The following is a 26,434-nucleotide window of genomic DNA, read 5'->3' as shown; positions in this document are numbered from 1 at the left end:
TCGAAGACGACTGATCCGACACACGGGCGGGAGGTGGACACAAGGCATGAGCGCGCTGCTCGACGGCACCGCGCGGGCGGAGCCCGGCTCCGTCCGCGTACGGCTCGCCGCCGTCTTCCTGCCCGGCTCCCTTCCGCGCGAGGGCCGCATCGCGTTGTGGGACCCGGCCGACGCCCCGCTGCCCCCGGCGGCGGACGCGGAGCACACGGAACTCACCGTGGTCCGCCGGCACGGCTCCTCGATCCGCCGCGGGCAGGTCCCCGCCCTGTCACTGCCGCTCGACGAGGCGCTCCCGCTGCTCGTGCGCGCCCGCCACGACCCCGCCTCCCACCCCGCGACCGCCTGCTGGGGCGCGGCCGCGCTGCACGCCCTGCGGCTCACCGCCCGGGGCCGGCTGCTGCCCGGCCTGACGCCCGCAGGACACGACGCCTGGCGGGCCGGCCCGCTCGACCCGGAGGACATCGCCCACCTGCGCGCGATCGCCGCCGCGCTCCCCGCGGAGGGCCACGCCGTGCCGCTCCCCGGCGCGGGCGCGCTCCGGCTGCCGCAGCCGGAGGCGCTCATGCGGTCCTTCCTGGACGCGGTCGCGGACACCCTGCCCCGCACCCCCGCCGCGCCGCACGCCTGCGGGAAACCCTTCGCCGACCGCCGGCCCCACCGTCTGCCGGGCGCGCACGACTGGGCCGCCGAGGTCGCCGCCGGCATGGACGCGGGCGTGCGCGTCTCGCTGCGCCTCGACCTGTCCGCGTACGACATGTTCGACGCCGGTGACGACGGCCGCTCGCGCGGCGCGGGCGCGGCGATCGTGCAGGTGCACAGCCTCGCCGACCCCACCCTGGTGACGGACGCGGCGGCGCTGTGGGCGGGCGAGGCCGACGCCGCCTTCGGGGCACGCGCCCGTGTGGACGCGGCTCTCGCGGTCCGCCGTGCCGCCCGCGTCTGGCCGCCCCTCGCCCGCCTCGCCGAACAGGACACGCCGGACGTCCTGGCCCTGTCCGAGGACGAGCTGAACGACCTGCTCGGGGTGGCGGCCACCCGGCTCGCGGCGGCCGGGGTCGCCGTGCACTGGCCGAGGGACCTGGCGCAGGATCTCAGCGCCGCCGCCGTGGTGCGGCCCGCCCCCGGTTCGGCGACCGACGGCACCGGGTTCTTCGAGAGCGAGGACCTCCTGCAGTTCCGCTGGCAGCTCGCGCTCGGCGGCGATCCGCTGAGCGAGGCCGAGATGGACATGCTGGCGGAGGCGCACCGCCCGGTCGTCCGGCTCCGCGACCAGTGGGTCCTGGTGGACCCGGCGCTCGTGCGCAAGGCCCGCAAGCGCGAACTGGGCCTGCTGGACCCGGTGGACGCCCTGTCCGCCGCCCTCACCGGCACCGCCGAGGTCGACGGCGAGAGCGTCGAGGCCGTGCCCGTCGGCGCCCTGGCCGTCCTGCGCGACCGCCTCACCGCCGGGGTGCCGCCCGCCGAGCCGCCCGCCGGTCTGGACGCCACGCTCCGCGACTACCAACTGCGCGGACTGGCCTGGCTGGACCTGATGACGTCCCTCGGCCTCGGCGGCTGTCTCGCCGACGACATGGGCCTCGGCAAGACGATCACCGTCATCGCCCTGCACCTCAAGCGGGACCGCACCGAACCGACCCTGGTGGTCTGCCCGGCCTCCCTGATGGGCAACTGGCAGCGCGAGATCAACCGTTTCGCGCCCGGCGTGCCCGTGCGCCGATTCCACGGCCCCGACCGCAGCCTGGCCGACCTGCCGGGCGGCTTCGTCCTCACCACCTACGGCACGATGCGCTCGGCGGCCCCGGCCCTCGCCGGCCGCGCCTGGGGCATGGTCGTCGCGGACGAGGCCCAGCACGTCAAGAACCCCTACTCGGCGACCGCGAAGGCGCTGCGCACGATCGGCACCCCCGCGCGCGTGGCCCTGACGGGCACGCCCGTGGAGAACAACCTCTCCGAACTGTGGGCCCTGCTCGACTGGACGACCCCGGGCCTCCTCGGCCCCCTGAAGTCCTTCCGCGCCCGGCACGCGCGCGCCGTCGAGAACGGCGAGGACGACCAGGCGGTGGAGCGCCTCGCCCGCCTGGTGCGCCCGTTCCTGCTGCGCCGCAGGAAGTCCGACCCGGGCATCGTGCCCGAGCTGCCGCCCAAGACCGAGACGGACCACCCGGTGCCGCTCACCCGCGAACAGGCGGCGCTGTACGAGGCCGTCGTGCGCGAGTCCCTGCTGGCGATCGAGACGGCGGACGGCATCGCGCGGCGTGGCCTGGTGCTGAAGCTCCTCGGCGCGCTCAAGCAGATCTGCGACCATCCCGCGCTCTACCTCAAGGAGACCGCCGCCTCGACCGGCGACGCCCTGGCCGCCCGCTCCGGCAAGCTCGCCCTGCTGGACGAACTGCTGGACACCCTCCTCGCGGAGGACGGCTCGGCCCTCGTCTTCACCCAGTACGTCACGATGGGCCGTCTGATCACCGCCCACCTCGCCGCCCGCGCGGTCCCGGTCGAAATGCTCCACGGCGGCACGCCGGTGCCGGAACGGGAGCGGATGGTGGACCGCTTCCAGGACGGCGCGACCCCGGTCCTGGTCCTCTCCCTGAAAGCCGCCGGCACCGGCCTCAACCTGACCCGCGCGGGCCATGTCGTCCACTTCGACCGCTGGTGGAACCCGGCGGTGGAGGAACAGGCCACGGACCGCGCCTACCGCATCGGCCAGACCCAGCCCGTCCAGGTCCACCGCCTGATCACCGAGGGCACGGTCGAGGACCGCATCGCCGAGATGCTGCAGGCCAAGCGCGCCCTGGCCGACGCGATCCTCGGCACCGGCGAGTCGGCCCTCACCGAACTCACCGACCGTGAACTGTCCGACCTGGTCAGGCTCCGGAGGGAGGCGTGATGCCGGAGAACGAGACCGAGAACGAGAAGAAGAACGAAAACCAGAAGAAGAACGAAAACCAGAAGAAGAACGAGAGCGGGGGCGAGCGGCTCCGGAGGCACGGGGGGCACCCCGTCGCGCCCACCGACCTGAGCGGCCCGTTCGGGACAGCGGGCGAGCCGGACGCGGACGGGATCGACGTGGACGAGACCGGCGCGGACGAGACGGACGGAAACGGGACCGGCACGCAACGGTCGCGTCAGGGGCAGGGGTCCGGCAGCCCGGCCGACGAGGTGCGCCGTGCGCTGAGGGCGGCCAAGGAACGCCGAGGGGAACCGCAGCCGAGCCGGAGCGTGAAGCGGACGCAGGGGCAGTCGCCGGAGACACTCTCCGCGAGGGAAGGCACGTCGGCGCAGCCTCAGGGGAGCCGGGCGGACGGAGGACCCCTGCCCGCGACCGGGGGGCGGCGCACCGACCGCTCGTACGAGGACTCGGCGCCGAGCCCGGCCGACGCGGTGCGCGCGGCCCTGCGCCGCACCGCGGGCAACCCCGCGACACCGCCCGCGGCTCCCGCCCCGGCCGCCGCCTCCGCCCCGCAGGCGCCGTCAACCGCCGACTCCTCGCCCCTCGACGCCCCGGGGCCCACCGCACGTGACCACACCGCCGACGGGCACCCGGCGCCGGAGGGGAACGACCTGCCCGCCGCGCCCACCTCGCCGTCCTCACGTCTCCCGGCCGGGCCGCGCCCCGGGGACGTCGCCCGCGAGGCGCTGCGCGCGGCCCGCGCACAGGCCCGGCAGGATGCGAAGGAGGCGGAGGCGGGGGAGACGACGGAACCGACGGAAACGACGACCGAATCACGGGAAACGGGCCGGGCGGGGGAACGAGCCGGGCGTGAGCGCGAGAGCGCGCGCACCGGTGCCCGCATCCGCCCCCGCCCCCGCCCGCGCCCCGAGCGCCGCCTTGCGGGAGACCGGATCCAGGGTCACGCCCCCGATCCCGTGGCCCGTGAACGCGCGCGTGCGGTGAGGGACGTGCTCGCGGGCGCCTTCCGGATGCCGGCCGACGAGCCGGCCGACCCCGGCCCCGGCACCGGCGTGCCGTCCACGGTCGCGGAGCCGGCCGACGGCTCTCCGACCGCCGGAACGAGGGCGGCGGTGCCGGGCGTCCCGGCGGGCCCGCCCCCTCCTCACGTCACCGATCCGCTCGCGTCTGCACGCCCAGGACGTCCGCCGGCCGCGTCCGGGGCGACCGAGGCGTCGAAGACCGTGCCTTCGGAGACCACGCCTTCGCCCCAGCCGGGCACGGCCCCGGCGGCGGCAGCCCCGCCGCCCGCGACCCCTTCGGACACCGAGGGCGATGTCCCCGCCCCGCCCGTCGAGGCGGCCCGGGCGCCGCGTTCCATGGCCGCCCCCTCGCGGGACGGCGATCACCGCCGTACGTTCCCCGCGTTCCCGCCCCGCGTCGGCGGTGCCTTCGCCGGGACCTGGTGGGGCAACGCCTGGGTGGCCGCGCTGGAGGAGGGCGCCCTGGACGTCAAGCGGCTGGCGCGCGGACGCGGTTACGCCGAGCAGGGAAACGTGGACGCGATCACGGTCACCCCCGGGCTGGTCCTGGCGTATGTGCAGGGCAGCCGTCCGCGCCCCTACCGGGTGCAGGTCCGGCTGCGCACCCTGGGAGGCGACGCCTGGGAGCGTTTCCTGGACGCCGCCGTCGAGCGCCCCGGACACATCGCGGCGCTGCTCGACAAGGAGATGCCCGAGTCCCTCGCCGACTGCGGTGTGCCGCTGCTGCCCGGTCCCGGCGACCTGGAACCGCAGTGCAGTTGCCCCGACCGCGGTCACCCCTGCAAGCACGCGGCCGCCCTCTGCTACCAGACGGCGCGTCTCCTCGACGCGGACCCCTTCGTGCTGCTTCTGCTGCGCGGCCGCGGGGAACGCGAGGTGCTCGACGCGCTGTCGCGCCGCAACGCCGTCCGCGCGGCGCGCGCCGCGCAGGAGCAGGACGGGCAACCGGAGCCCCTGGCGGGCGTGCGAGCGGCGGAAGTCCTCGCCGAACGGCGGCTCCCGCCCCTGCCGGCCCCGCTGCCCCCGCCGGCGCACCCCGAGCAGCCCCCGGCCTACCCGTCCGCCCCGAACGGGCCCGACGCCTTCGCGCTGGACCACCTCGCGACGGACGCGGCGGCCCGCGCGCACACCCTGCTGACCACCGGCCGCGACCGGATCGGCGCACTGACGCTCTGGCAGGACGCGGTACGGCTCGCCGCGTCCCGTCCCGGTTCGGGGCTCACCGCCGCCACCCGGTCCCTCTACGCCTCCCTCGCCTCCGCCGCGGGCCGCACTCCCTCCGAGCTGGCGCGCGCGGTGGCCGCCTGGCGGCAGGGCGGCCCGGACGGGCTGACGGTCCTGGAGGAGGCCTGGGATCCGCCGGCGGGCCGCTTCGACCGGGCCCGCCCGCTGCTGCTCGCCGCCGACCTGCCCGCCTTCCGCCCGCGTCGCAACCACCTCACCCACCCGCGCGGTCACGTCCAGCTCCGCTACGGACAGGACGGGCTGTGGTACGCGTACGAGTCGGAACCGGGCGAGGACGACTGGTGGCCCAGAGGCACCCCCGACTCCGACCCGGTGGGCGCGCTCACGGGCCTCGGCGCCTCGGACGACCTCTGACCCGCACGCCCCGCCCCCGAAAACCCCGGCCCCGAAAACCCCGGCCCCGCAGCCCGAGCCCCGGGTGGGCCCCCAGGGGGAGCCCACCCCGGGTTGTGCGGCGGCGGGTCATTCGGTGCGCAGGCCGTCCGGGCGCATCATCCGCAGCAGCGGCGGCAGGCTGAGCAGGGTCACCACGGCGACCACGGCCGCGCCCACGCCCGTCATGGTCAGGACGCTCGGCCAGTCCATGGCCACCGGTGTACGGGTCATCTTCAGCAGCACCGTGCCGAGGGTGACGCCCACCGTCGCGGCCAGGACGAGGCCGAGCCCCACCGGGAGGGCCGTCTGCCACAGCACCGACAGGCTCAGCGTGCGGCGCCGGGTGCCGAAGGCGAGCAGCGCGGAGAGCAGCTTGCGGCGCTCGCGCAGCTGCTCCAGCTGGGAGACCAGCAGGCTCGCGCCGATCAGCGCCAGCACGAAGGCGGAGCCGACGAACAGGCCGGTGCGGATGGACGCGTACCTGGCGTTCTCCTGAGTCGCGGACCAGCTGTAGTCGTGCGCCAGGGGGTCGATCCGGGCGACGACGTTGCGCACGTACTCGCGTGACTCGGAGACCGCCGGGTCCAGTCGCAGGTAGACCCCGGCCGAGTACAGCGCGGGCGAGGCCTCGGCGGGCAGCGCGGCGGGGGTGACCAGCAGGCTGTTGAAGTCCCCCAGCGAGTCCTTGCGCGCGTCCACCACCCGCACGTTGGCCGGCACGGTCCAGGGCGCCTCGATGCCGCGCTCGGTGGAGTCGCCGTACGAGGGGTCGATGTAGAGACGGCGTCCGGGCTTCACCACGGCGATCTCGGCGTCGTTGCGGTTGTCGGTGTAGCCGGTCCTGGTGCGCGTCACGAACACGTCGCCGTCCTTGCAGGAGGGCAGCGTGGCGAGTTCGCGCAGGGCCGTGCAGCCGCCCACCGTCAGGCCGTTGGTGTTCTCCGGGTCGCGACGCGCGTCCCCGTACTGGGACATGGCCAGAGCCACCGCGGCCCGGACCCCCTTGGTGCCGGTGAACGCGCGCTCGACACCGGACAACGGCTTGCGGTCGCTGAAGTCGACCTGCATCTGGACCCGGCCGGGGTCCTGGCCGGTGGCCTTGACGTACTGGCTCTGCGTTCCGGTGAACAGCATCTGCAAGGCGATGGCTCCGGCCACGGCGACGGCGATGCCGTTGACCATGCGGGCGGCGGTCCCGCTGCTCAGTTGCAGCCGCCGTACGGCGAGCTGCCAGGACAGCGGACCCTTGCCGAGACGGTCGACGACCGCCTCCACGACCCAGGGGAGCAGCGCGGTGATGCCGGTCAGCAGCAGCAGGACGCCACCGGTGACGAGGTACTTGTTGTAGTCGCCGTTCTCGCGGCCCTTGCCGATCGACGGGTAGAGCATCGCGAGGCCGGCGAGCGGCGGCAGCAGTCGCCACCACAGCCGGCGGCGGCGCTGCCTGGCCGCGCGCACGACGCCGAGCGGTTCCACCACGACCCCGCGCATCGCGAGCAGCGTGACGAGGACCGCGGCGACCGGGATCGCCACCGCGACCAGCGCGGCGAGCGCGGGGGAGGGGTCGAGGTAGCTGGGCCAGACGCTCACGCCCAGCACCTCGGTGGAGCCCAGGGTCTGACGGCCGAGGAGGAAGAAGCCGGTGCCGACGACCAGGCCGAGCAGGGCTCCGGCGAGTGCCTCGCCCGCCGCGATCCGCCGGGTCATGCGGCTGTCCGCGCCGACCAGGCGCAGCGCGGCCAGCCGGCGGTCGCGGCGCTCGCCGCCGAAGCGGACGGCCGCGGCGATGAACACGGCGACCGGGGCCAGCAGCACCACGAACACGACGAGGATCATGAGCAGCAGCACCGGGTCGGTCTTCTCGGCCGCGTCCGAGGGGTCCGGGGTGTCGGGCCGGCCGTACCGGTTCAGCCGGTGCACGGGGGAGCCGTCCGCGGGTTTCAGCCCCGAGGCGCCCGCGTAGTAGGCCAGTTCGTGCGAGCCGATGAGGCCGCTCTCGCCGATCGTGCCGGTGATTCGGTAGGGCAGACGTGCCCGCAGCAGCGCGGCGCCGTCCGAGTCGAGCAGGTCCTTGAGCGCGGGGGAGACCACCATCTCGCCCTTGGCCGGGTAGCCGTCGACGCCCGGCGGCAGCGGCGCCCGGCGGCCTTCGGGTTCGACGAGGCGGCCGCGGATGTCGTCGTCGTGCCACGTGGTGTCGGTGCCGGCGATCAGGAAGGTGTCGTCGGCCTTCGGCGGGGCCTTCTCGGACGACAGGAACGTGTCGTCGAAGCGGGCCTCCTCCACCCGGTCGCGGGCGGCGAACACGTTGGGCAGGGCGGTGCACAGCAGGAGCAGTGCCACGCCGAGGCCCACGCCGACGCCGGTGAGGGTCATCCGCACCCAGCCCTCACGCCCGCCGCTGACCGCGAAGCGGGCCCCCAGGGCCAGGTCCGCGGCCGCCCTCTCCCACGCTCGTCCGCGCCGGGGCGGGAGCTGCTCGCCGCTCGTGCTCATACGGCGCGCTCCATGTCCTGGGACTTCCCGTCGCGGACGACGACCTCGCGGTCGGCGAAGGCGGCCACGTGCGTCTCGTGGGTGACGAGGACGACGGCGGCGTCGGCCGAGCGGGCCGCCTCGGTGAGCAGCTCCATCACGCGCTCGCCGTTGGCGGAGTCGAGCGCACCGGTGGGTTCGTCCGCGAACAGCAGGCGCGGACCGGTGACCAGCGCACGGGCCACGGCGACCCGCTGCCCCTGGCCGCCGGAGACCTCGCCGGGACGCTTGGCCCTGAGGTCGTCGACCTTCAGGCGCTGCATGCAGCCGAGCGCGGTCCGCTCGGCTTCCTTGCGTGAGGCGCCGTTCAGCCGCAGCGGCAGGGCGACGTTCTCCACGCAGGTCAGTTCGGGCACCAGCTGGCCGAACTGGAACACGAACCCGAGCTCTGAGCGGCGCAGTTCGCTGCGCCGGGCGTCGTTCATCGACGTCAGGTCACGCCCGTCGTAGGAGATCGTTCCGGAGTCGGGCTGGACGATTCCGGCGAGGCAGTGCAGCAGCGTGGACTTGCCGGATCCCGAGGGGCCCATGACGGCGACGACCTCGCCGGGGCGGATGGAGAAGCCGGCGCCGTCGAGCGCCATGGTCGGGCCGTAGGCCTTGCGCAGGTCCTCGGCGACGAGCAGGGAGCCGGGGGGAGAAGGGGTCATCGGGTCACGGCCTCACGGAGTCTGTCGAGTCGGGCGGTGGTCGGTTTCCGGCGAACAGGGCCCGGCCGAGGAGGAGTCGACCCCTCGGCAGCTGGCCACGACCGTACTCTACACACCGTGTATACATGGGGTGTATACATCGAGTGTGCAGACCGTGGCACCGCGTGCGGCAGCGCAGGTGAGGGACCCGGCGACCGAGATCATCACGGTTCGGAAACGGCCGGCCTGCGGTGCCGATCCGTCAACGACCGCACCCGCAGGGCCGGTCGGCACGACGAACCCGACGCGCTCCCGCCTCGACGCCTCCCGGCCGGCGGAGTGCGTCCCGGCAACGGCGCGCGGTCGACAGGCGATCGACCGGCACGGCACCGACCAGGCACCGACCTCGGCCTGAAGGGATAGGTAGGGACGGCGCAGGACGGCAGGACAAGGGGAGGCGTGGCGTCGGACGCGCCTGCCCCCGACACGGAGGAGGAGACGGTGCACACCGTCGCAGGTCTGCTCATCGCCGTGAGCGGTGCGGTCATGGCCGTCTTCGGGCCCGCCTTCGCGGCCCGGGTGGGCAGCCGGGCCGGACAGCGGCTCGAGCGCGGCAACACCCTGGCGTTCCGTGCGATCGGCGCGGCCATGGCGGCACCGGGCGCGCTGTACGCCGTCGGGGCGGTCGGGTGATCCCCGGTCGGCGACCGGCGGGGGATCCGCGCGCACGCCGGTCACGAGTGGGCCCGAAGTCGCCCGCTTGGCAGCCCGCGTGACCCGGATCGAACACCGGTCGGGACGAACCCGTCGGGGATTGATCGAGTCGTGCCGAACGGGCAGGACCCGTGGGACGGTTGTCCGGTGCGGTCCCGGGCGGGATCCGGAGGGGGTGCCGGACGGCGTCCGCTCACGCGTTCCGTGAACGCGGTGTGCGGGTGACCGCCGCCGTGCGGCCGTCCGCCGTCCGGCGCGGCATACTGCCGTCCGCGAGGTCTTCGACCTGGTCAGAGGGGTGCCCGTCGACACCCCCCTGTGACCGCGTCCGTCATACGTGAGAGGGTCTGGGGCGTGAGTGAGACACCGTCGAACACCCTGCAATACCGCTTTGACGGGCCAGAAGAGGCTCCCGTCCTGATCCTGGGTCCCTCGCTGGGCACCACCTGGCACATGTGGGACCGCCAGGTTCCCGAACTGGCCCAGCAGTGGCGGGTGTTCCGGTTCGACCTGCCGGGGCACGGCGGCGCGCCGGCCTATCCGGCGGGTTCCGTCGCCGACCTCGCCGCGCGGCTGCTCGCCACGCTCGACGGGCTCGGGGTGCAGCGCTTCGGCTACGCGGGCTGCGCGTTCGGCGGCGCGGTCGGCGTGGAGCTGGCCCTGCGCCATCCCGAACGCGTCGCATCCCTCGCGCTGATCGCCGCCTCGCCGCGGTTCGGCACGGCCGACGAGTTCCGTCAGCGCGGCGTGATCGTGCGCACCAACGGCCTCGACCCCATCGCCCGCACCTCGCCCGACCGCTGGTTCACCAGCGGCTTCGCGGCCGCGCAGCCCGCGATCACCGAGTGGGCCGTGCAGATGGTGCGCACCACCGACCCCGGCTGCTACATCGCGGCCTGCGAGGCGCTGGCCGCGTTCGACGTGCGGGCGGAGATCGGTCGCGTCGGGGCCCCGACCCTGGTCCTGGTCGGCTCCGACGACCAGGTCACCGGGCCCGCCGAGGCGCGCACCCTGGTGGCCGGCATCCCGGACTCCCGCCTCGCCGTCGTGCCCGGGGCCTCGCACCTGGTCCCGGTGGAGCAGCCCGCGGCCGTCACCGACCTGCTGGTCCGGCACTTCTCCACCGCCTGGCAGCCCGCCTACGACTCCGGCACCGGGCAGACCGCGATCCCCGGCATCCCCGTCCGGATGCTGCCGAACCCGCCCCAGCAGTCCCAGCAGGTGCAGCAGCCCCCGCAGCCGTTCGCCGTCGCCGAGATCGCTCCGGCCCCGGACCCGCAGCCCTCGCGCGCCCCGGGCCGCCCGGACCCCTACGACGCGGGTCTGAAGGTGCGCCGCGAGGTCCTCGGCGACGCCCACGTCGAGCGCGCGCTGGCCGGGGCCGACGACTTCTCGGGCGACTTCCAGGAGTTCGTCACCCGCTACGCCTGGGGCGAGATCTGGGACCGGCCCGGCCTCGACCGGCGCTCGCGTTCCTGCGTCACGCTCACCGCGCTGGTCGCCGGCGGTCATCTGGAAGACCTCGCCTCCCACACGCGGGCCGCGCTGCGCAACGGCCTCACCCCGGACGAGATCAAGGAGATCCTGCTCCAGGCGGCCGTGTACTGCGGGGTGCCCGCGGCGAACAGCGCGTTCCGGGTGGCGCAGCAGGTCGTCCGGGAGGAGACGACGCCCACCGAGTGAGGGGCGGCGCGGCCCGGGTGCAGGATGGACGCATGAAGCTCACCAAGATGTCGCACGCCTGCGTCCGTCTCGAGAAGGACGGCCGCACCCTCGTCCTCGATCCGGGCGCCTTCAGCGAGCAGGACGCGACCCTCGGCGCCGAGGCGATCCTGGTCACGCACGAGCACCTCGACCACTTCGACGAGAAGCGGCTGCGGACGGTCCTGGAGGCCGACCCGGCCGTCGAGGTCTGGACGCTGAAGTCCGTCGCGGAGAAGCTCTCCGCCGCCTTCCCCGGCCGCGTGCACACCGTCGGCCACGGCGACACGTTCACCGCGGCGGGGTTCGACGTGCAGGTCCACGGCGAACTGCACGCCGTGATCCACCCGGACATCCCGCGCCTGACCAACGTCGGCTACCTCGTCGACGGCGGCCGCGTCTTCCACCCGGGTGACGCGCTGACGGTCCCCGACCGGCCCGTGGAGACGCTGATGCTGCCGGTGATGGCCCCCTGGAGCAAGATCTCCGAGGTCATCGACTACGTGCGCGAGGTGAAGCCGCAGCGCGCCTACGACATCCACGACGCCCTCCTCACCGACCTCGCCCGCCCGATCTACGACAACCAGATCGGAGCCCTCGGCGGCGCGGAGCACCTGCGGCTGGCGCCGGGGGAGAGCACGGCCCTGTGAGTGTCGGTGGCGCCCGGTAGGTTGTGGGACATGCGCATCGCGACCTGGAACGTGAACTCGATCACCGCCCGCCTGCCGAGGCTCCTGGCCTGGCTGGAGAGCAGCGGCACCGATGTGCTGTGCCTCCAGGAGGCCAAGGTCGCCGAGGCGCAGTTCCCGCTCGAACAGCTGCGTGAACTGGGCTACGAGGCCGCGGTGCACGCCACGGGCCGGTGGAACGGCGTGGCGGTGATCTCCCGGGTGGGCGTCGAGGACGTCGTCAAGGGCCTGCCCGGCGATCCGGGTTTCGACGGGGCGCCGGAGCCCCGCGCGATCTCGGCGACATGCGGTCCGGTGCGCGTCTGGTCGGTGTACGTGCCCAACGGCCGCGAGGTCGGGCACCCGCACTACGCCTACAAGCTGGAGTGGTTCGAGGCGCTCAGGGCCGCGGTCGCGGGGGACGCGGCGGGCAGCCGCCCGTTCGCGGTCCTGGGCGACTACAACGTGGCCCCGACCGACGACGACGTCTACGACGTGGCGGCCTTCGAGGGCGCCACCCATGTCACGCCGGCCGAGCGGGCGGCGCTGGCGTCCCTGCGGGAGGCCGGCCTGTCCGACGTCGTCCCGCGCCCCCTGAAGTACGACCGCCCGTTCACCTACTGGGACTACCGCCAGCTGTGCTTCCCCAAGAACCGCGGTATGCGCATCGACCTGGTGTACGGCAACGAGCCGTTCGCCAAGGCGGTCGAGGACGCCTATGTGGACCGTGAGGAGCGCAAGGGCAAGGGCGCCTCGGACCACGCCCCGGTCGTGGTCGACCTGGACGTCTAGGGCCCCCGCTCACCGGCATCGACAAGCCCCGCCGATACCCTGCGCGCTGATCCGAACGACAGGTCCTGGACGACGCCGGCCCTCCGGTGGCCCGGCCGCCCTCGTGCCGGGCCGCGTGGAGCGAGCCGGCCCGCGCCCGCGCGCCTGTGGTGCGGCTGCCCGGGCCGGTGTCACTCTGGGCTTATGAACATCCCTTTCCTGGGCAACAAGAGCAAGGAGCGCCGGGCGGCGGTGCTGGCCGAGGACCCCGAGGGGATCGCCGAACTCCTCTCCGAATGCGAGGTGTTGCGCTCCCACGCGGCCCGGGAGGGGATCGGGCTCGACGACAGCGCCGACTCGCTGGAGGCGCTGGACCAGCTCCCGCCGCGCTGGCGGGAGGACGAGGAGAACCTGCCGTGGTTCGGCCATGACGCGGGGCTCTATCTGGGGACCGTCGTGGTGCGCACGGTGCCCGGCGCCGCATGGGTGATCAGGCCCGGCGGGGAGGCGGTCGTCCGGCTGACGTCCGGGCGGGAGATCGACGTCGTCGCGGCCGGGTTCGAGTGGGCGGCGACCGGGACCCCGGAACTGTCCCAGCTGTACGCCGAGGTGGCCGAACACTGAAGCGGGTGCGGGCCGGCTTCCGTCACTGCCGTAAATACGGCTAATCGCCGCAAAATGCGTGTCGCTTCTTCACCCTGTCCTTATGTGGATAGTTTGCGGCGACCACGACACAGCTGAGAGTGAGTAGGGCTGCGCATGGCCGTCGATCCGCTGATCGAGCTGCGTGACGTCAACAAGTACTTCGGGGAGCTGCATGTTCTGCAGGACGTCTCCCTCACCGTCGGCAGGGGGGAGGTGGTCGTGGTGATCGGCCCGTCGGGGTCGGGCAAGTCGACGCTGTGCCGTGCGATCAACCGGCTGGAGCCGATCGCGTCCGGCACGATCACCCTCGACGGGCAACCGCTGCCCGAGGAGGGCAGGAACCTGGCGAAGCTGCGTTCCGAGGTCGGCATGGTCTTCCAGTCGTTCAACCTCTTCGCCCACAAGACGGTCCTTCAGAACGTCTCGCTCGGGCAGGTGAAGGTCCGTCGGCGCAAGAAGGACGACGCCGACCGGCGCTCGCGCGAACTGCTCGACCGGGTGGGCCTCGCCGACCAGGCCGACAAGTACCCCGCGCAGCTCTCCGGTGGCCAGCAGCAGCGCGTGGCCATCGCCCGCGCCCTCGCCATGGACCCCAAGGCGCTCCTCTTCGACGAGCCCACCTCGGCCCTCGACCCCGAGATGATCAACGAGGTGCTGGAGGTGATGCGGCAACTGGCCCGCGACGGCATGACCATGGTCGTCGTCACCCACGAGATGGGCTTCGCGCGCTCAGCCGCCAACCGGGTGCTCTTCATGGCCGACGGCCGCATCGTCGAGGACCGCACGCCCGAAGAGTTCTTCACCGACCCGCGCAGCGACCGCGCCAAGGACTTCCTGTCCAAGATCCTCAAGCACTGAACCCGGACGGCGGCAGCCACGGGGCGCGCCCGCCCCGGCAGCGGCCGGAGATCACTGCTCGCGCAGCGGGACCGACACGTACGACGGGTCGCTCGCCGGCGAGGAGAAGGTCAGCCGCGCGCCGGAGGGGTTGTGCTCCATGTAGAGCGGGTCGACCGTGTCGACGACCAGGGCGAGCCGGTGCCCCGCCGGGACGTCGTAGGCCGTGGAGAGCATCTCCAGGTCGAGACCGAACGGCGTGCCGGGCGTCCGTCCGTGGAAGGTGTACGGCGCGTGGTCGACCAGCTTGCCGAGGCCGAGCGGCCCCACGTCGTACAGATAGGCGACGAGGGTGCCGCTCTCCTCGGTCGGGGTGACGGTGGTGTGCAACGTCGCCGCTCCCCGCACCCGTTGGACCGTGGCGTATTTCGGCGACTGCCACACCGCCGCCCAGCGGCGGGGGAGCAGCGGGATCGCGGCGACCGGCGGCAGCTTGGCGAACTGGTCGAGGATGCCGGAGAGGAACACCGTCCCGCCGTCCGCGCCGGAGTCCACGTTCGTGTGGAGCGTGGTGGTGCCGGCGAGGGCGATCCTGCCGCGTGCGGCGCTCACCGACTTCCAGTCCGGGTACCCCTCGTACCCGCCGCCCGTACGGGACTTGAGGCGCACGGGCGCCTCACGGTCGACGCCGTTGTCCTCGCCCTTGAGGTAGTGGCCGAACCAGCGCTCGGTGTCCGTCCACACGTCGTTGGGCAGCCCGAACAGTCCGGTGATCTCGGCGGTCGCGTGGTCGCCAGGGCGGAACTCCAGCCGCTTCGGGCCGGTCAGCTGCTCGTAGAAGGCGGCGGACTGCCGGGGCGGGAAGACGGTGTCGCCCCAGGCGCCGGCGAGCAGCACCGCCGCGCCGCTGCGGTTGAGCCGGTCCGCATAGGTCGCGGGGGAACGTTTCTTCCCCCAGGCGATGAGGTCCTTCTCCTTCGTCAGGTCGCCGGAGCGGAAGGCGGAGAGGACGGCCCGCGACTCGGCGCTCTCCCGCCCGGTGGCCGTGCCGGCCGTGTCGAGGACGGCGGCGGCCTGGAGGTGCTGGGTGCTGCCCGAGTAGATCGAGTCGATGAGGTCGCCCCAGCCGCTGAGCGAGGCGACGGCCCGCACGCGCGGGTCGTGGGCGGCCGCCAGGAGGCTGATACCGGCGCCGTAGGAGACGCCCGCCATGCCGATGTGCCGGGCGTCGGCGGGGGTGTGGGCGAGGGCCCAGTCGAGGACCTTGGAGGCGTCGGCCACGTCGTGCGGGCCCGCCACGTCGATCTCTCCGCCGGACTGCCAGAAGCCCCGCACGTTGTAACCGAGCACCACATAGCCCGAGTCGGCGAGCCGCTGGGCCTGGGCGAGATACTCGACCTGCGGGAAGCCCCAGCTCGTCGGCAGCACGACGAGCGGGTAGCGGCGGGTGCCGTCGGCCCCGGCCGGGGTGACGACGTTCGCCTTCAGGACGGTCCCGCCGTCCCCGGCGATGTCGACGTAGCGCACGCCGTTCCCGGCGGCGTGGGCCGCGGGCGCCAGTCCCAGGACCCCGCCGGCGATCAGGGAGGCGGAGACGGCGCCCGCGGCGGTCGTGCGAAGAGCCCTGCGGTGCTGTCCCACGATTTCACTCCTCAACTTCCCACGTCACAAAGTGACCCGACGGTAACCGCAAGGGCGACCGCGGGTAACCCGTCGGTAAGTTACGTGGGAGTAACGATTGTCGTCGCAGGCAGCGGGGCCCTGGCCGCACGCGTCACGTCGTCGACCAGCTCGACGACATCGGGGCCGTACGCCTGGGAGTTGACGACCTTCAGCAGCAGGACGAAGGAGCTGTCGCCGTACTTGCGCGCCAGCCGCTCGTGATGGCGGGCGAGATAGCGGGTGGCCGCCTGGTTGGTGATCGCGCGCTGCCCGCAGAACAGGAACACCGGCCGCTCCCCGCGGCGCTGACCTACCGTCAGCCGGGCCAGCAGCACGTACTCGGTGACGCCCGGATCGACCCGGTAGTCCTCGCCGCCGATCCGGAACGCGCCGCGGTCCGGGCCGGGCTCGGCGTCGGCGTTCACCCGGACGCCCGGCAGCAGGGAGGAGAGGTGCGCCGCCATACGGCGGTTCGAGGACGGCCCCCCGACACAGAACTCCGTTCGGTCACCGAAGCCCTGACGGGCCGTGTCGTGGCCGACGACCTGGGCATGGGCGTGGCAGTCCTTGATGAGCGCGGAGAGCTCCAGCAGGGCGAACACGTCGTTGCGCATCACCGACAGCTCGGCGCCGCCCGCCTCCCGGTTCACCACGAGCAGCGACTCGGAGTTGTCCGGCAGCCCGAAGAACGCCTGCTTGCGCCGGAGTCCGCGCCTCCACAGATAAGTCCGCGCCACCCAGCCGAGCGCGGCGCTGAGGCCCGCCGCGATGACACCCAGGACGATGTTGCGCACGTCGTCGTTCATGGGCGCGCATGCTAGCGGGCCGACGGACCCCAGGCGTACCCGTGTTCGAGGTGTGGCAGTCGTATGACAGTGCCTTGAAGGAGTCTGTCGAGGCCCCTCGAATGTGGTTACGCTGCGCGGACGGTTCGGACTGGAGGTACGGATGCGTCGCCCTGTCCCGCGGAAACTGTCGGTCCTGGCGGTCTCGGCCGCCGTCGTCGCCGTGGGGGCCGCGGCGCCGCCGAGCGCCGCGCCACCCGCCCCCGCGGCGGCGGCGGTCGGAAAGACGCCGGTCGCCGTCGGCTACGGCGGCGCCGTGGCCAGCGTCGACGCCGACGCCACGGCCGCCGGCATCGAGGTGCTGAGGAAGGGCGGCAACGCCGTCGACGCGGCCGTCGCCACCGCCGCGGCCCTCGGCGTCACCGAGCCCTACTCCTCCGGCGTCGGCGGAGGCGGCTACTTCGTCTACTACGACGCCGAGTCCCGTACCGTGCACACCATCGACGGCCGCGAGACCGCCCCGCTGACCGCGGACTCCGGACTCTTCCTGGAGAACGGCAAACCGCTCGCCTTCGCGGACGCCGTCACCAGCGGTCTCGGCGTCGGCACCCCGGGGACGCCCGCCACCTGGGCGACGGCACTCGGCAAGTGGGGCAGCCGGCCGCTCGGCGCCGTCCTGCGGCCCGCCGAGCGCCTCGCCCGCGACGGCTTCACCGTCGACGCCACCTTCCGCTCCCAGACCGCCGCCAACGAGGCCCGTTTCCGCGCCTTCCCGGACACGGCGAAGCTGTTCCTGCCCGGCGGCCGGCTGCCCGTCGTCGGCTCCACCTTCAAGAACCCCGACCTCGCCCGCACCTACAAGGAGCTGGGCGCCAGGGGCGTCGACGCGATCTACCGCGGGGACCTCGGCAAGGACATCGTCGCCACGGTGAACCACCCGCCCGTGGACCCGGCCTCGGGCTGGAACGCCCGGCCCGGCGACCTGTCCGCCAAGGACCTCGCCGCCTACCGCGCCAAGCTCCAGGCGCCCACGAAGACCTCGTACCGCGGCCTCGGCGTCTACTCCATCGCGCCTTCGTCCTCGGGCGGCACCACGGTCGGCGAGGCGCTGAACATCCTGGAGCGCACGAACCTGGCGAAGGCGAGCGAGACGCGGTACCTGCACCGCTACATCGAGGCCAGCCGCATCGCGTTCGCCGACCGCGGGCGCTGGGTCGGCGACCCCGCCTTCGAGGACGTCCCCACCCGGCAGCTGCTGTCGCAACGGTACGCCGACTCGCGCGCCTGCCTCATCAAGGACGACGCCGTGCTCACCAGCCCGCTCGCGCCCGGCGATCCGCGCCACCCGGCCGCCTGCGGCGCCGGCGGCCCCGCGGCGCCCACGACCTACGAGGGCGAGAACACCACGCACCTCACCGTCGCCGACAAGTGGGGCGACGTCGTCTCCTACACCCTGACCATCGAGCAGACCGGCGGCAGCGGCATCACCGTGCCCGGCCGCGGCTTCCTGCTCAACAACGAGCTGACGGACTTCTCCTTCGCCCCGGCCGATCCGGCCGTCCACGACCCGAACCTGCCCGGCCCGGGCAAGCGGCCGCGCTCGTCGATCTCGCCGACCATCGTGCTCGACCGGCACGACAGGCCCGTCGTGGCGCTCGGCTCGCCCGGCGGCGCGACCATCATCACCACCGTGCTCCAGACCCTCACCGAGTTCCTCGACCGCGGTCTGCCGCTGGTCGACGCGATCGCCGCCCCGCGCGCGAGCCAGCGCAACGCGGCCCAGACGGAACTGGAGCCGGCCCTCTACGACGACACCAGCCCCACCGGTCCGCGGGCGCGCCTGGAGGCCCTCGGGCACTCCTTCAAGCTCAATCCCGAGATCGGCGCGGCGACGGGCGTGCAGCGGCTGCCGAACGGCAAGTGGCTCGCCGCGGCCGAGACCGTGCGGCGCGGCGGCGGTTCGGCCCAGGTCGTCCGCCCGGCGCGGTAGCGCTCAGAGTTCGGCGGTGGGGACGGGTGGCCGCGTGCGGAACGCGAGCCGCCCGTCCTCGACGTCCACCGTGATGCGGTCGCCCTGCGCGACACGGCCGTCCAGCAGCAGCCGGGAGAGCCGGTTGTCGACCTCACGCTGGATCGTTCGGCGCAACGGCCTTGCCCCGTACTCGGGTTGGTATCCGCGCTCGGCGAGCCAGTCGACGGCCGCCGCGGTGAAGTCGGCCGTGAGGCCCTGCACCCGCACCAGTTGACGCGTCTTCTCCAGCAACAGGTCGGTGATCCGCCGCAGTTGATCGGTCGTCAGTTGACGGAACACCACGATCTCGTCGATCCGGTTGAGGAACTCCGGCCGGAAGTGCTCGCGCAGCGGCCGCAGGATCCGCTCGCGGCGGGCCTCCTCGTCGGCGTCCGCGCCGCCGGGCCCGAAACCGATGCCGGAGCCGCGCCGGGTGATCGCCTCCGAGCCCAGGTTGCTGGTCATCACGATGACCGTGTTGGTGAAGTCCACCGTGCGACCCTGGGAGTCGGTGAGCCGGCCGTCGTCGAGGACCTGCAACAGGATGTTGAACACGTCCGGGTGGGCCTTCTCCACCTCGTCCAGCAGGAGCAGCGAGTACGGGTGGCGGCGGACGACCTCGGTGAGCTGCCCCGCCTCCTCGTGTCCCACGTAGCCGGGCGGGGCGCCCACGAGACGGCTGACGGTGTGCCGTTCCTGGTACTCGCTCATGTCGAGGCGGACCATGCGCTCCTCGCTGCCGAACAGGGCCTCGGCGAGCGCGCGGGCCAGTTCCGTCTTGCCGACGCCGGTCGGGCCGAGGAACAGGAAGCTGCCGATCGGCCGGTCCGGGCTGGCGAGCCCGGCGCGCGAGCGCAGCACCGCGTCCGCGACCACCCGCACGGCCTCCTCCTGGCCGACCACCCGCTCGTGCAGGTGCTCCTCCAGACCGAGCAGCCGGTCCTTCTCCTCCTGGGTCAGGCTCGCGACGGGGATGCCGGTCTGCCGGGACACGACCTCGGCGATCGCCTCCGCGGTGACCTCCAGATCCCGGCCCTCGTCGACCGTGACCTCGTCGCCGGCGCGCGCGATGCGCTCCTTCAGCTCCGCGACGCGGTCGCGCAGCCGGGTGGCCTCCTCGTACTGCTCGTCCGCGACCGCCTGGTCCTTGTCCCGGACGAGCTGCTCGACCTCGCGCTCCATGGCCCGCACGTCGGTGCCCTTGGTGCGGGCGCCGAGCCGGACCCGGGCGCCCGCCTGGTCGATCAGGTCGATCGCCTTGTCGGGCAGGCGGCGGTCGGTGAGATAGCGGTCCGACAGCCCCACCGCCGCGTCGAGCGCGCCGTCGGTGTAGCGGACCTGGTGGTGGGCCTCGTAGCGGTCGCGCAGCCCGCGCAGGATCTCCAGCGCGTCCGCGGCCGACGGCTCCGGCACGAGGATCGGCTGGAACCGCCGGGCGAGCGCCGCGTCCTTCTCGATGCGCCGGTACTCCTCCAGCGTCGTCGCGCCCACGATGTGCAGTTCGCCGCGGGCCAGCGCCGGCTTGAGGATGTTGCCGGCGTCCATCGAGCCGCTCTCGCCGCCCCCGCCCGCACCGACGACCGTGTGCAGCTCGTCGATGAAGACGATCAGCCCGTCGGAGTGGGCGCGGATCTCGTCGACGATGGTGTTCAGCCGCTCCTCGAAGTCGCCCCGGAAGCGGGTGCCGGCGACCACGCCCGTGAGGTCCAGGGCGACCACCCGCCGGGCCAGGAGGACGTCGGGCACGTCCCCTTCCGTGATCCGCTGGGCCAGTCCCTCCACGACGGCGGTCTTGCCGACGCCCGCGTCGCCGATCAGCACCGGGTTGTTCTTGCCGCGCCGGGAGAGGACCTCGATGGTCTGCTCGATCTCGTCGTCCCGGCCGATCACCGGGTCGATCCGGCCCCGGGCGGCCAGTTCGGTGAGGTCGCGCCCGTACTTGTCCAGGGTGGGCGTTCCGGTCGCCTGCTGCCGGTCCGCGGCACGGGCCGCCGCCGGGGCCTCCGGGGGCTCGGGCGGCATGCCCGTGGAGGCGAACCGGGCCGCGTTGAGGATGTGCCCGGCCGCCGAGTCGGGGTTCGCGGCCAGCGCGCTGAGCACGTGCTCGGGGCCGATGTGCCCCGCGCCCCGGGAACGGGCCAGGTCGTGCGCGTCCAGCAGGGCGCGCTTGGCGGCCGGGGTGAGCGCCAGCGAGGTGGGCGGGGGAGCCTCGCCGGGCGAGTGCCGGGCCGGGCCCGAGCGCTCGTCGATCTCCGTCGCCAGCGAGTCGGGGTCGGCGCCGGCCCGGCTGAGCAGGGTGCGGGTCGGCTCCGCCGTGAGGGCCGCGCGCAGCAGGTGCTCGGTGTCCAGGTCCCTGCTGCCGTGCTCGGCGGCGTACTGGGCCGCGCCGCGGACGAGGTCTCTCGCCGGCCGGCTGAGGAGCCGGCCTATGTTGATCTGACGGGGGCCGGGGCGCGGGCCGCCGAAGAAGCGGGCCAGGAACTCGCCGTAGGGGTCTCCGTAGTCGCCGTAGCCCTCCGGGGCGTCGAAGCCGTTGGTCATGGCGTTCCGTTCCATGGACGTGCGATGCGCTGCCGGGCGCCCTCGGCTGGGGCGGACACACCCACCTTCGCACGCCCGCCGACCTCGGGCACGCCCAGGAACCCCTGCGAGCCGGAGGCCCATCGGGAGCCCCGCCACGGAGCCCCGAGGCCCTCCGCGTCCGGCCGGGCGCCCGGCGCTCCGCGGCGATGCGACAGCCCGGGGCGTCCGCGCGGCCGTGGGTTCCGGGCGGGGCCGGGGCGACGCGAGCGTCCGTGGCCGGCGTGGCAGGGGAACCCGCGTGGCCGGGGCGTCCCCGGCCGCTCAGCCCCGTCGGGTGAGTACGCGGGGGCCGTTGTCCGTGATGGCCACCGTGTGTTCCGTGTGGGCCGCTCTGGAGCCGTCGTTCGTGCGCAGGGTCCAGCCGTCGGGAGCGACGTGGTAGTCGTCGCCGCCGCCGGCGATCAGCATCGGCTCGATGGCGATGACCATGCCGTGGCGCAGCGCCAGGCCCCGGCCGGGCCGGCCCTCGTTCGGGATCGCGGGGTCCTCGTGCATGTGGCGGCCCACGCCGTGGCCCCCGAAGTCGTCCATGATCCCGTACCCGGCCCCCCGGCAGACCGTGCCGATCGCGTGCGCGATGTCGCCCACGCGGTTGCCGACGAGGGCCGCCCCGATACCGGCGGCGAGCGCGCGCTCGGCGGTCTCGACGAGCCGGACGTCCTGCGGACGGGCCCGTCCCACGGTGAAGCTGATCGCGGAGTCGCCCACCCAGCCGTTCAGCTCGGCGCCGCAGTCGATCGACACCAGGTCGCCGTCGCGCAGCCGGTGCCGGGTGGGGACGCCGTGCACGATCGCGTCGTTCACGGACGCGCAGATCACCGCGGGGAAGGGCGTCGGAGCGAAGGACGGGCGGTAGCCGAGGAAGGGCGACGACGCCCCCGCCTCCCGCAGCACGTCGTGTGCCACCTCGTCCAGCTCCAGCAGCGTCACGCCCACGTCGGCGGCTTCGCGCACGGCTGTCAGGGCTCGCGCCACGACCTGGCCCGCCTCGTACATGGCGTCGATCGATGTGTCCGTCTTCAGCTCTACCATTCCAATTACTATACCGGTATTAGAATGGTGTCATGGTGCGCACCCCCTTGACCCCCGAAGAGCGCGAGCGCGGCGAGCGGCTCGGACGGCTGCTGCGCGAGGCGCGCGGCGGCCGGAGCATGACCGAGATCGCGGCGAGCGCGGGCATCTCCGCCGAGACCCTCCGCAAGATCGAGACCGGACGGGCGCCGACCCCGGCGTTCTTCACGGTCGCCGCCCTGGCCCGGGTGCTCGGTCTGTCCATGGACGACCTGGCGGGGCTGTGCGCGCTCGCCCCGGCCTGACGCCGGGATCCCCGCGGCCTCGCCCGGCTCGGGGCCGCACGGTGACGGGGTCGCGTCCGCTTCGAAAACTCCCCGTAGCCCCGCTGTAACACAACTGGTGTTCGCTACGAAGCGGAGTGTTCCGGTCGGGGCGGGAGTCCAGCGATGACTGTGCATCAACTCCCGGGCCGGGTGCGGGAGTTCGTGAACCACCTGAACGGATTGCTGGCACGCCTGGACCAGGGCGCCGGCTGGTGCGCGGTGTTCTGGCAGCGCGACCCGGACGGCATGCGGGCCTGCCTGGACGGACGTGAGGTGCCGCCCTGGGACGTGGTGGAGGCTCTCCTCCAGGATGTCGCGGCCGCATACGGTTCCCAGGTCGCCGAGCAGGAGACACGACGTCTGCGGTCCTTGCACGCCGGCGCGCTCGCCGCCCACGACGCCCGTCCCGGCGGCCGCGACGCCCTCGGGGACCGGCTCGACGTCATGCTCCGCGAGCAGCGCTACGCCGCCGACCGGCTCGCCGGCCTCGGCCGCCGTCTCGAATCAGCGGCCACCCACGAACAGGCCGACGCCGTCCGCCTCGACCTCGCCTGGGCCCGCGACGACCACGAACGCGCCACCGCCCGCTGCGCCGAGCTGCGCCACCGCATGGCGGCCCTGGACCGTCTCCCCACCGTCCCCGCCGTCCCCGCCGCCCCGACGCCACCACCCCACCCCGACCGGCCGGCCGCCCGTGAGACCCCCTCCGGTCACGCCACCCCGGACGCCCACGACGCCCCGTCCGGCCATGACGCCCACGCGGGGTTCGACGACGGCCCTCAGCGTGCCGGCGACGGCGGCTCGCCCCCCGTCGTCCGTGACGCCGCCGCGCCGGACCCCGTGCCCGAACCGCGCAAGCGGCGTCGGGGCAGTGCCCGGTTCGCCGGTCTGGCGGACGACGACGCGGCCCCTGTGGCCGTGCCGCCCGCCGCGGAACCGACGGCGCCCGCGCCCGCCCGCCGCACGCTGCGCGGCGCCCGCTTCGCCGGAGCCGCCGCCGGGCGCGCCGAGCGCGTGGAGCGTGACGCCGAGCCGCGGCGCGAGCCGCTGGACGCGGCCGCGCGGCGGGAGACCGTCGAGGCGGTGGAGCGGCTGGTGCGGCTGCGCGCCGAGGGGCGCAGCGGCGAGGCGCACGCCCTGCTGGTGGAGCTGGCCGGCTGGCCGGCCGCCCGTGTCCCGCTGCTCGCGGCGGAGTTGCAGCGCACCGGCCTCGCGGCCGACTGGACCACCCTGCTCTGGGAGGCGGCCTCCCTGCCGCCCGGCCGGCTCGTCGCCGCGGCCGACGCGCTGGCCGCGGTGGGGCGCGCCGACGACGGCGAGCAGATCCTGCGGCAGGGCGTCGCCCGTCCGGCCGCCGAGATCGGGCAGGCCGTCCTCGCCCTGGTCGGGGAGGGGCGGCGGCGCGAGGCCCGCGCCCTGCTCGACGCCTACGTCCGGGTCCGGCCTCCGGAGGAGGCCGCCCGCAGCGCGGCCCCGGATCCGCGGGCCCTCGTTCCGCTGCTGCTGGAGGCCGCCCGCGCCGTCTCCGAGGAACGCCGGTGGGATCTGGTGCACGCGCTCAGGGTCGCCGGATTCACCGCCTGAACCGCCCGGGCGGGGCGCCGCGCCCGCGGGAGACGTCGGGTCCGGGGAGCGGCCGTGCGGACCGCCCCGCGCGCGCTCCCGTGGTCCGCCCGTGCCGCCCACGTGGTCCGCGCTGGGCCGGACGCCGTGCGACTCACCCACAGGAGTGTGAAACGCGATCGTCTCCGCGGGTTGACGACGATGGTCTTGGCAAGCCCGTCCAGGAGGCTTACGTTCGTCCCTCTACGACCTTCGTCTACGGGCGTAGAGGCTCTGACGTCCTGTCGAAGGAGCAGCTCATGGCCAACGTCGTACGTGCCGCACTGGTCCAGGCCACCTGGACCGGCGACACCGAGTCCATGGTGGCGAAACACGAGGAGCACGCCCGCGAGGCGGCCCGCCGGGGCGCGAAGATCATCGGGTTCCAGGAGGTCTTCAACGCTCCCTACTTCTGCCAGGTCCAGGAGCCGGAGCACTACCGCTGGGCCGAGCCGGTCCCCGACGGGCCGACCGTGCGCCGCATGCAGGAGCTGGCCCGCGAGACGGGCATGGTGGTCGTCGTCCCGGTCTTCGAGGTGGAACAGTCCGGTTTCTACTACAACACCGCCGCCGTGATCGACGCGGACGGCTCCTACCTCGGCAAGTACCGCAAGCACCACATCCCGCAGGTGAAGGGCTTCTGGGAGAAGTACTACTTCCGGCCGGGCAACGCCGGCTGGCCCGTCTTCGACACCGCTGTCGGCCGGGTCGGCGTCTACATCTGCTACGACCGCCACTTCCCCGAGGGGTGGCGGCAACTCGGCCTCCAGGGCGCGCAGTTGGTCTACAACCCGTCCGCCACCCACCGTGGTCTGTCCGCCCACCTGTGGCAGCTGGAGCAGCCGGCGGCCGCCGTCGCCAACGAGTACTTCGTCGCCGCGATCAACCGCGTCGGCGTCGAGGAGTACGGCGACAACGACTTCTACGGGACCTCGTACTTCGTCGACCCGCGCGGCAAGTTCGTCGGCGACGTCGCGAGCGACAAGGACGAGGAACTCGTCGTCCGCGACCTCGACTTCGACCTCGTCGAGGAGGTTCGCCGGCAGTGGGCCTTCTACCGGGACCGCCGCCCCGACGCCTACGACGGGCTGGTGCAGCCGTGAGCGAACTCCACGACCGCCACCGCGTCGTCCTGCCCGACTGGCTGGCCCTCTACTACGAGGACCCCTTGGAGATCACCCACGGGGAGGGCCGGCACGTCTGGGACGCCGAGGGGAACAAGTACCTCGACTTCTTCGGCGGCATCCTCACCACGATGACCGCGCACGCGCTGCCCGAGGTCACCAAGGCGGTCAGCGAGCAGGCCGGGCGCATCGTCCACTCCTCCACGCTCTACCTCAACCGGCCCATGGTCGAGCTGGCCGAGCGGATCGCGCACGTCAGCGGCATCCCCGACGCCCGCGTCTTCTTCACCACCTCCGGCACCGAGGCCAACGACACGGCGCTGCTGCTCGCCACGGCCTTCCGGCGCAGCAACACCGTCCTGGCCATGCGCAACAGCTACCACGGGCGTTCCTTCAGCGCGGTCGGCATCACCGGCAACCGCGGCTGGTCGCCGACCTCGCTCTCCCCGCTCCAGACGCTGTACGTGCACGGCGGGGTGCGCGGCCGCGGCCCGTTCGCGCACCTCGACGACGCGGCGTTCATCGACGCCTGCGTCGCGGACCTGAAGGACCTGCTGGGGCACACCCGCGCGCCCGCGGCCCTGATCGCCGAGCCCGTCCAGGGGGTCGGCGGCTTCACGTCGCCGCCCGACGGCCTGTACGCGGCCTTCCGCGAGGTGCTGGACGCGCACGGCGTCCTGTGGATCGCCGACGAGGTGCAGACCGGCTGGGGCCGCACCGGCGACCACTTCTGGGGCTGGCAGGCGCACGCCCGCAACGGTCCGCCGGACATCGTCACCTTCGCCAAGGGCATCGGCAACGGCATGTCCGTCGGCGGGGTCGTCGCCCGCTCCGAGATCATGAACTGCCTGGACGCCAACAGCATCTCCACCTTCGGCGGCACCCAGGTCACCATGGCCGCCGCCCTAGCCAACCTCTCCTACCTGCTGGAACACGACCTCCAGGGCAACGCGCGCCGGGTCGGCGGCCTGCTCATCGAGCGGCTGAGGGCCGTCGCCGCCCAGGACCCGGGCGTGCGGGAGGTGCGCGGGCGCGGGCTGATGATCGGCGTCGAGCTGACCCGTCCCGGCACCGGCCTGGCCGACCCCGACCGCGCGTCCGCCGTGCTGGAGGCCGCACGCGCCGGGGGCCTGCTGATCGGCAAGGGCGGCGGCCACGACACGAGCGCGCTGCGCATCGCCCCGCCGCTGTCCCTGACCGTGGCGGAGGCCGAGGAGGGCGCCGCCGTCCTCGAAGGCGCGCTGAGGAGCACGCAGTAACGCAAGGCCTGAGCCGAG

Annotated in this window: 19 protein-coding genes; 13 read left to right on the top strand and 6 right to left on the bottom strand. The window is 73.9% G+C overall.

Annotation, left to right across the window (positions count from 1 at the left end):
* Window positions 1-46 precede the first annotated feature (46 nt).
* Together ACGFSH_RS20785 and ACGFSH_RS20780 are read left to right on the top strand one after the other, a co-directional pair.
* Window positions 47-2,887 (top strand): DEAD/DEAH box helicase, encoded by a 2,841-nt coding sequence (locus ACGFSH_RS20785; protein ID WP_393350624.1) that lies wholly within the window; start codon window positions 47-49, stop codon window positions 2,885-2,887.
* Window positions 2,887-5,532: an SWIM zinc finger family protein gene (locus ACGFSH_RS20780; protein ID WP_393350623.1), complete on the top strand. Its 2,646-nt coding sequence runs from the start codon at window positions 2,887-2,889 to the stop codon at window positions 5,530-5,532. Before ACGFSH_RS20785 ends, ACGFSH_RS20780 begins: the two co-directional genes overlap by 1 nt.
* A gap of 108 nt (window positions 5,533-5,640) precedes the next feature.
* On the opposite strand, the gene ACGFSH_RS20775 is transcribed toward ACGFSH_RS20780, so the two are convergent.
* Entirely contained in the window at window positions 5,641-8,049 is a 2,409-nt protein-coding gene (locus ACGFSH_RS20775) for an ABC transporter permease (protein ID WP_393350620.1), read from the bottom strand.
* The gene (locus ACGFSH_RS20770) at window positions 8,046-8,738 is read right to left on the bottom strand and encodes an ABC transporter ATP-binding protein (RefSeq protein WP_393350617.1); all 693 of its coding nucleotides are present in this window, start codon (window positions 8,736-8,738) and stop codon (window positions 8,046-8,048) included. The genes ACGFSH_RS20775 and ACGFSH_RS20770 overlap by 4 nt, the downstream gene beginning before the upstream one ends.
* Before the next feature lie 480 nt (window positions 8,739-9,218).
* On the opposite strand from ACGFSH_RS20770, the gene ACGFSH_RS20765 reads away from it, so the two are divergent.
* From ACGFSH_RS20765 to ACGFSH_RS20740, 6 genes are all read left to right on the top strand, one after another.
* On the top strand, window positions 9,219-9,410 hold the full coding sequence (locus tag ACGFSH_RS20765) for a hypothetical protein (RefSeq protein WP_393350615.1): 192 nt from the start codon (window positions 9,219-9,221) through the stop codon (window positions 9,408-9,410).
* Between the two features lie 375 nt (window positions 9,411-9,785).
* Window positions 9,786-11,114, top strand: a complete 1,329-nt coding sequence (gene pcaC / locus ACGFSH_RS20760; protein WP_393350612.1) for a 4-carboxymuconolactone decarboxylase — start codon at window positions 9,786-9,788, stop codon at window positions 11,112-11,114.
* Window positions 11,115-11,146: 32 nt separating this feature from the next.
* A complete protein-coding gene (locus ACGFSH_RS20755) occupies window positions 11,147-11,782 on the top strand; it encodes an MBL fold metallo-hydrolase (RefSeq protein WP_393350610.1) in 636 nt (211 codons plus the stop codon).
* 30 nt (window positions 11,783-11,812) lie between these two features.
* A complete protein-coding gene (locus ACGFSH_RS20750) occupies window positions 11,813-12,592 on the top strand; it encodes an exodeoxyribonuclease III (protein WP_393350608.1) in 780 nt (259 codons plus the stop codon).
* A gap of 183 nt (window positions 12,593-12,775) precedes the next feature.
* A complete protein-coding gene (locus ACGFSH_RS20745; RefSeq protein WP_393350605.1) occupies window positions 12,776-13,195 on the top strand; it encodes a DUF6278 family protein in 420 nt (139 codons plus the stop codon).
* Between the two features lie 135 nt (window positions 13,196-13,330).
* A complete protein-coding gene (locus ACGFSH_RS20740; RefSeq protein WP_393350603.1) occupies window positions 13,331-14,074 on the top strand; it encodes an amino acid ABC transporter ATP-binding protein in 744 nt (247 codons plus the stop codon).
* Between the two features lie 51 nt (window positions 14,075-14,125).
* Here ACGFSH_RS20740 and ACGFSH_RS20735 read toward each other — a convergent pair whose 3' ends face one another.
* Entirely contained in the window at window positions 14,126-15,694 is a 1,569-nt protein-coding gene (locus tag ACGFSH_RS20735) for a CocE/NonD family hydrolase (RefSeq protein WP_393350601.1), read from the bottom strand.
* Between the two features lie 80 nt (window positions 15,695-15,774).
* Entirely contained in the window at window positions 15,775-16,521 is a 747-nt protein-coding gene (locus ACGFSH_RS20730) for a hypothetical protein (RefSeq protein WP_393350598.1), read from the bottom strand.
* Between the two features lie 142 nt (window positions 16,522-16,663).
* Here ACGFSH_RS20730 and ggt point away from each other — a divergent pair, with 142 nt between their 5' ends.
* On the top strand, window positions 16,664-18,490 hold the full coding sequence (gene ggt / locus ACGFSH_RS20725; RefSeq protein WP_393350595.1) for a gamma-glutamyltransferase: 1,827 nt from the start codon (window positions 16,664-16,666) through the stop codon (window positions 18,488-18,490).
* 3 nt (window positions 18,491-18,493) lie between these two features.
* Here ggt and ACGFSH_RS20720 read toward each other — a convergent pair whose 3' ends face one another.
* Both ACGFSH_RS20720 and map read right to left on the bottom strand, forming a co-directional pair.
* The gene (locus ACGFSH_RS20720; protein WP_393350888.1) at window positions 18,494-21,052 is read right to left on the bottom strand and encodes an ATP-dependent Clp protease ATP-binding subunit; all 2,559 of its coding nucleotides are present in this window, start codon (window positions 21,050-21,052) and stop codon (window positions 18,494-18,496) included.
* A gap of 303 nt (window positions 21,053-21,355) precedes the next feature.
* Window positions 21,356-22,126: a type I methionyl aminopeptidase gene (gene map / locus ACGFSH_RS20715; RefSeq protein ID WP_393350593.1), complete on the bottom strand. Its 771-nt coding sequence runs from the start codon at window positions 22,124-22,126 to the stop codon at window positions 21,356-21,358.
* A gap of 32 nt (window positions 22,127-22,158) precedes the next feature.
* Between map and ACGFSH_RS20710 the strand changes: the two genes are divergently transcribed.
* The 4 genes from ACGFSH_RS20710 to ACGFSH_RS20695 all read left to right on the top strand — a co-directional run bounded on the left by ACGFSH_RS20710 (window position 22,159) and on the right by ACGFSH_RS20695 (window position 26,416).
* Entirely contained in the window at window positions 22,159-22,410 is a 252-nt protein-coding gene (locus ACGFSH_RS20710; protein WP_393350590.1) for a helix-turn-helix domain-containing protein, read from the top strand.
* Window positions 22,411-22,554: 144 nt separating this feature from the next.
* Window positions 22,555-24,015 carry a hypothetical protein gene (locus ACGFSH_RS20705; protein ID WP_393350587.1) on the top strand — a complete coding sequence of 487 codons (1,461 nt, stop codon included), beginning with the start codon at window positions 22,555-22,557 and terminating at the stop codon, window positions 24,013-24,015.
* Between the two features lie 278 nt (window positions 24,016-24,293).
* The gene (locus ACGFSH_RS20700; RefSeq protein WP_393350584.1) at window positions 24,294-25,136 is read left to right on the top strand and encodes a nitrilase-related carbon-nitrogen hydrolase; all 843 of its coding nucleotides are present in this window, start codon (window positions 24,294-24,296) and stop codon (window positions 25,134-25,136) included.
* Window positions 25,133-26,416 carry an aspartate aminotransferase family protein gene (locus tag ACGFSH_RS20695; RefSeq protein ID WP_393350582.1) on the top strand — a complete coding sequence of 428 codons (1,284 nt, stop codon included), beginning with the start codon at window positions 25,133-25,135 and terminating at the stop codon, window positions 26,414-26,416. The genes ACGFSH_RS20700 and ACGFSH_RS20695 overlap by 4 nt, the downstream gene beginning before the upstream one ends.
* Window positions 26,417-26,434 lie beyond the last annotated feature (18 nt).

It is taken from the genome of Streptomyces sp. NPDC048481, assembly GCF_043200075.1.
Lineage (GTDB): Bacteria > Actinomycetota > Actinomycetes > Streptomycetales > Streptomycetaceae > Streptomyces.
This window is presented reverse-complemented; position numbering and strand designations above follow the sequence as displayed.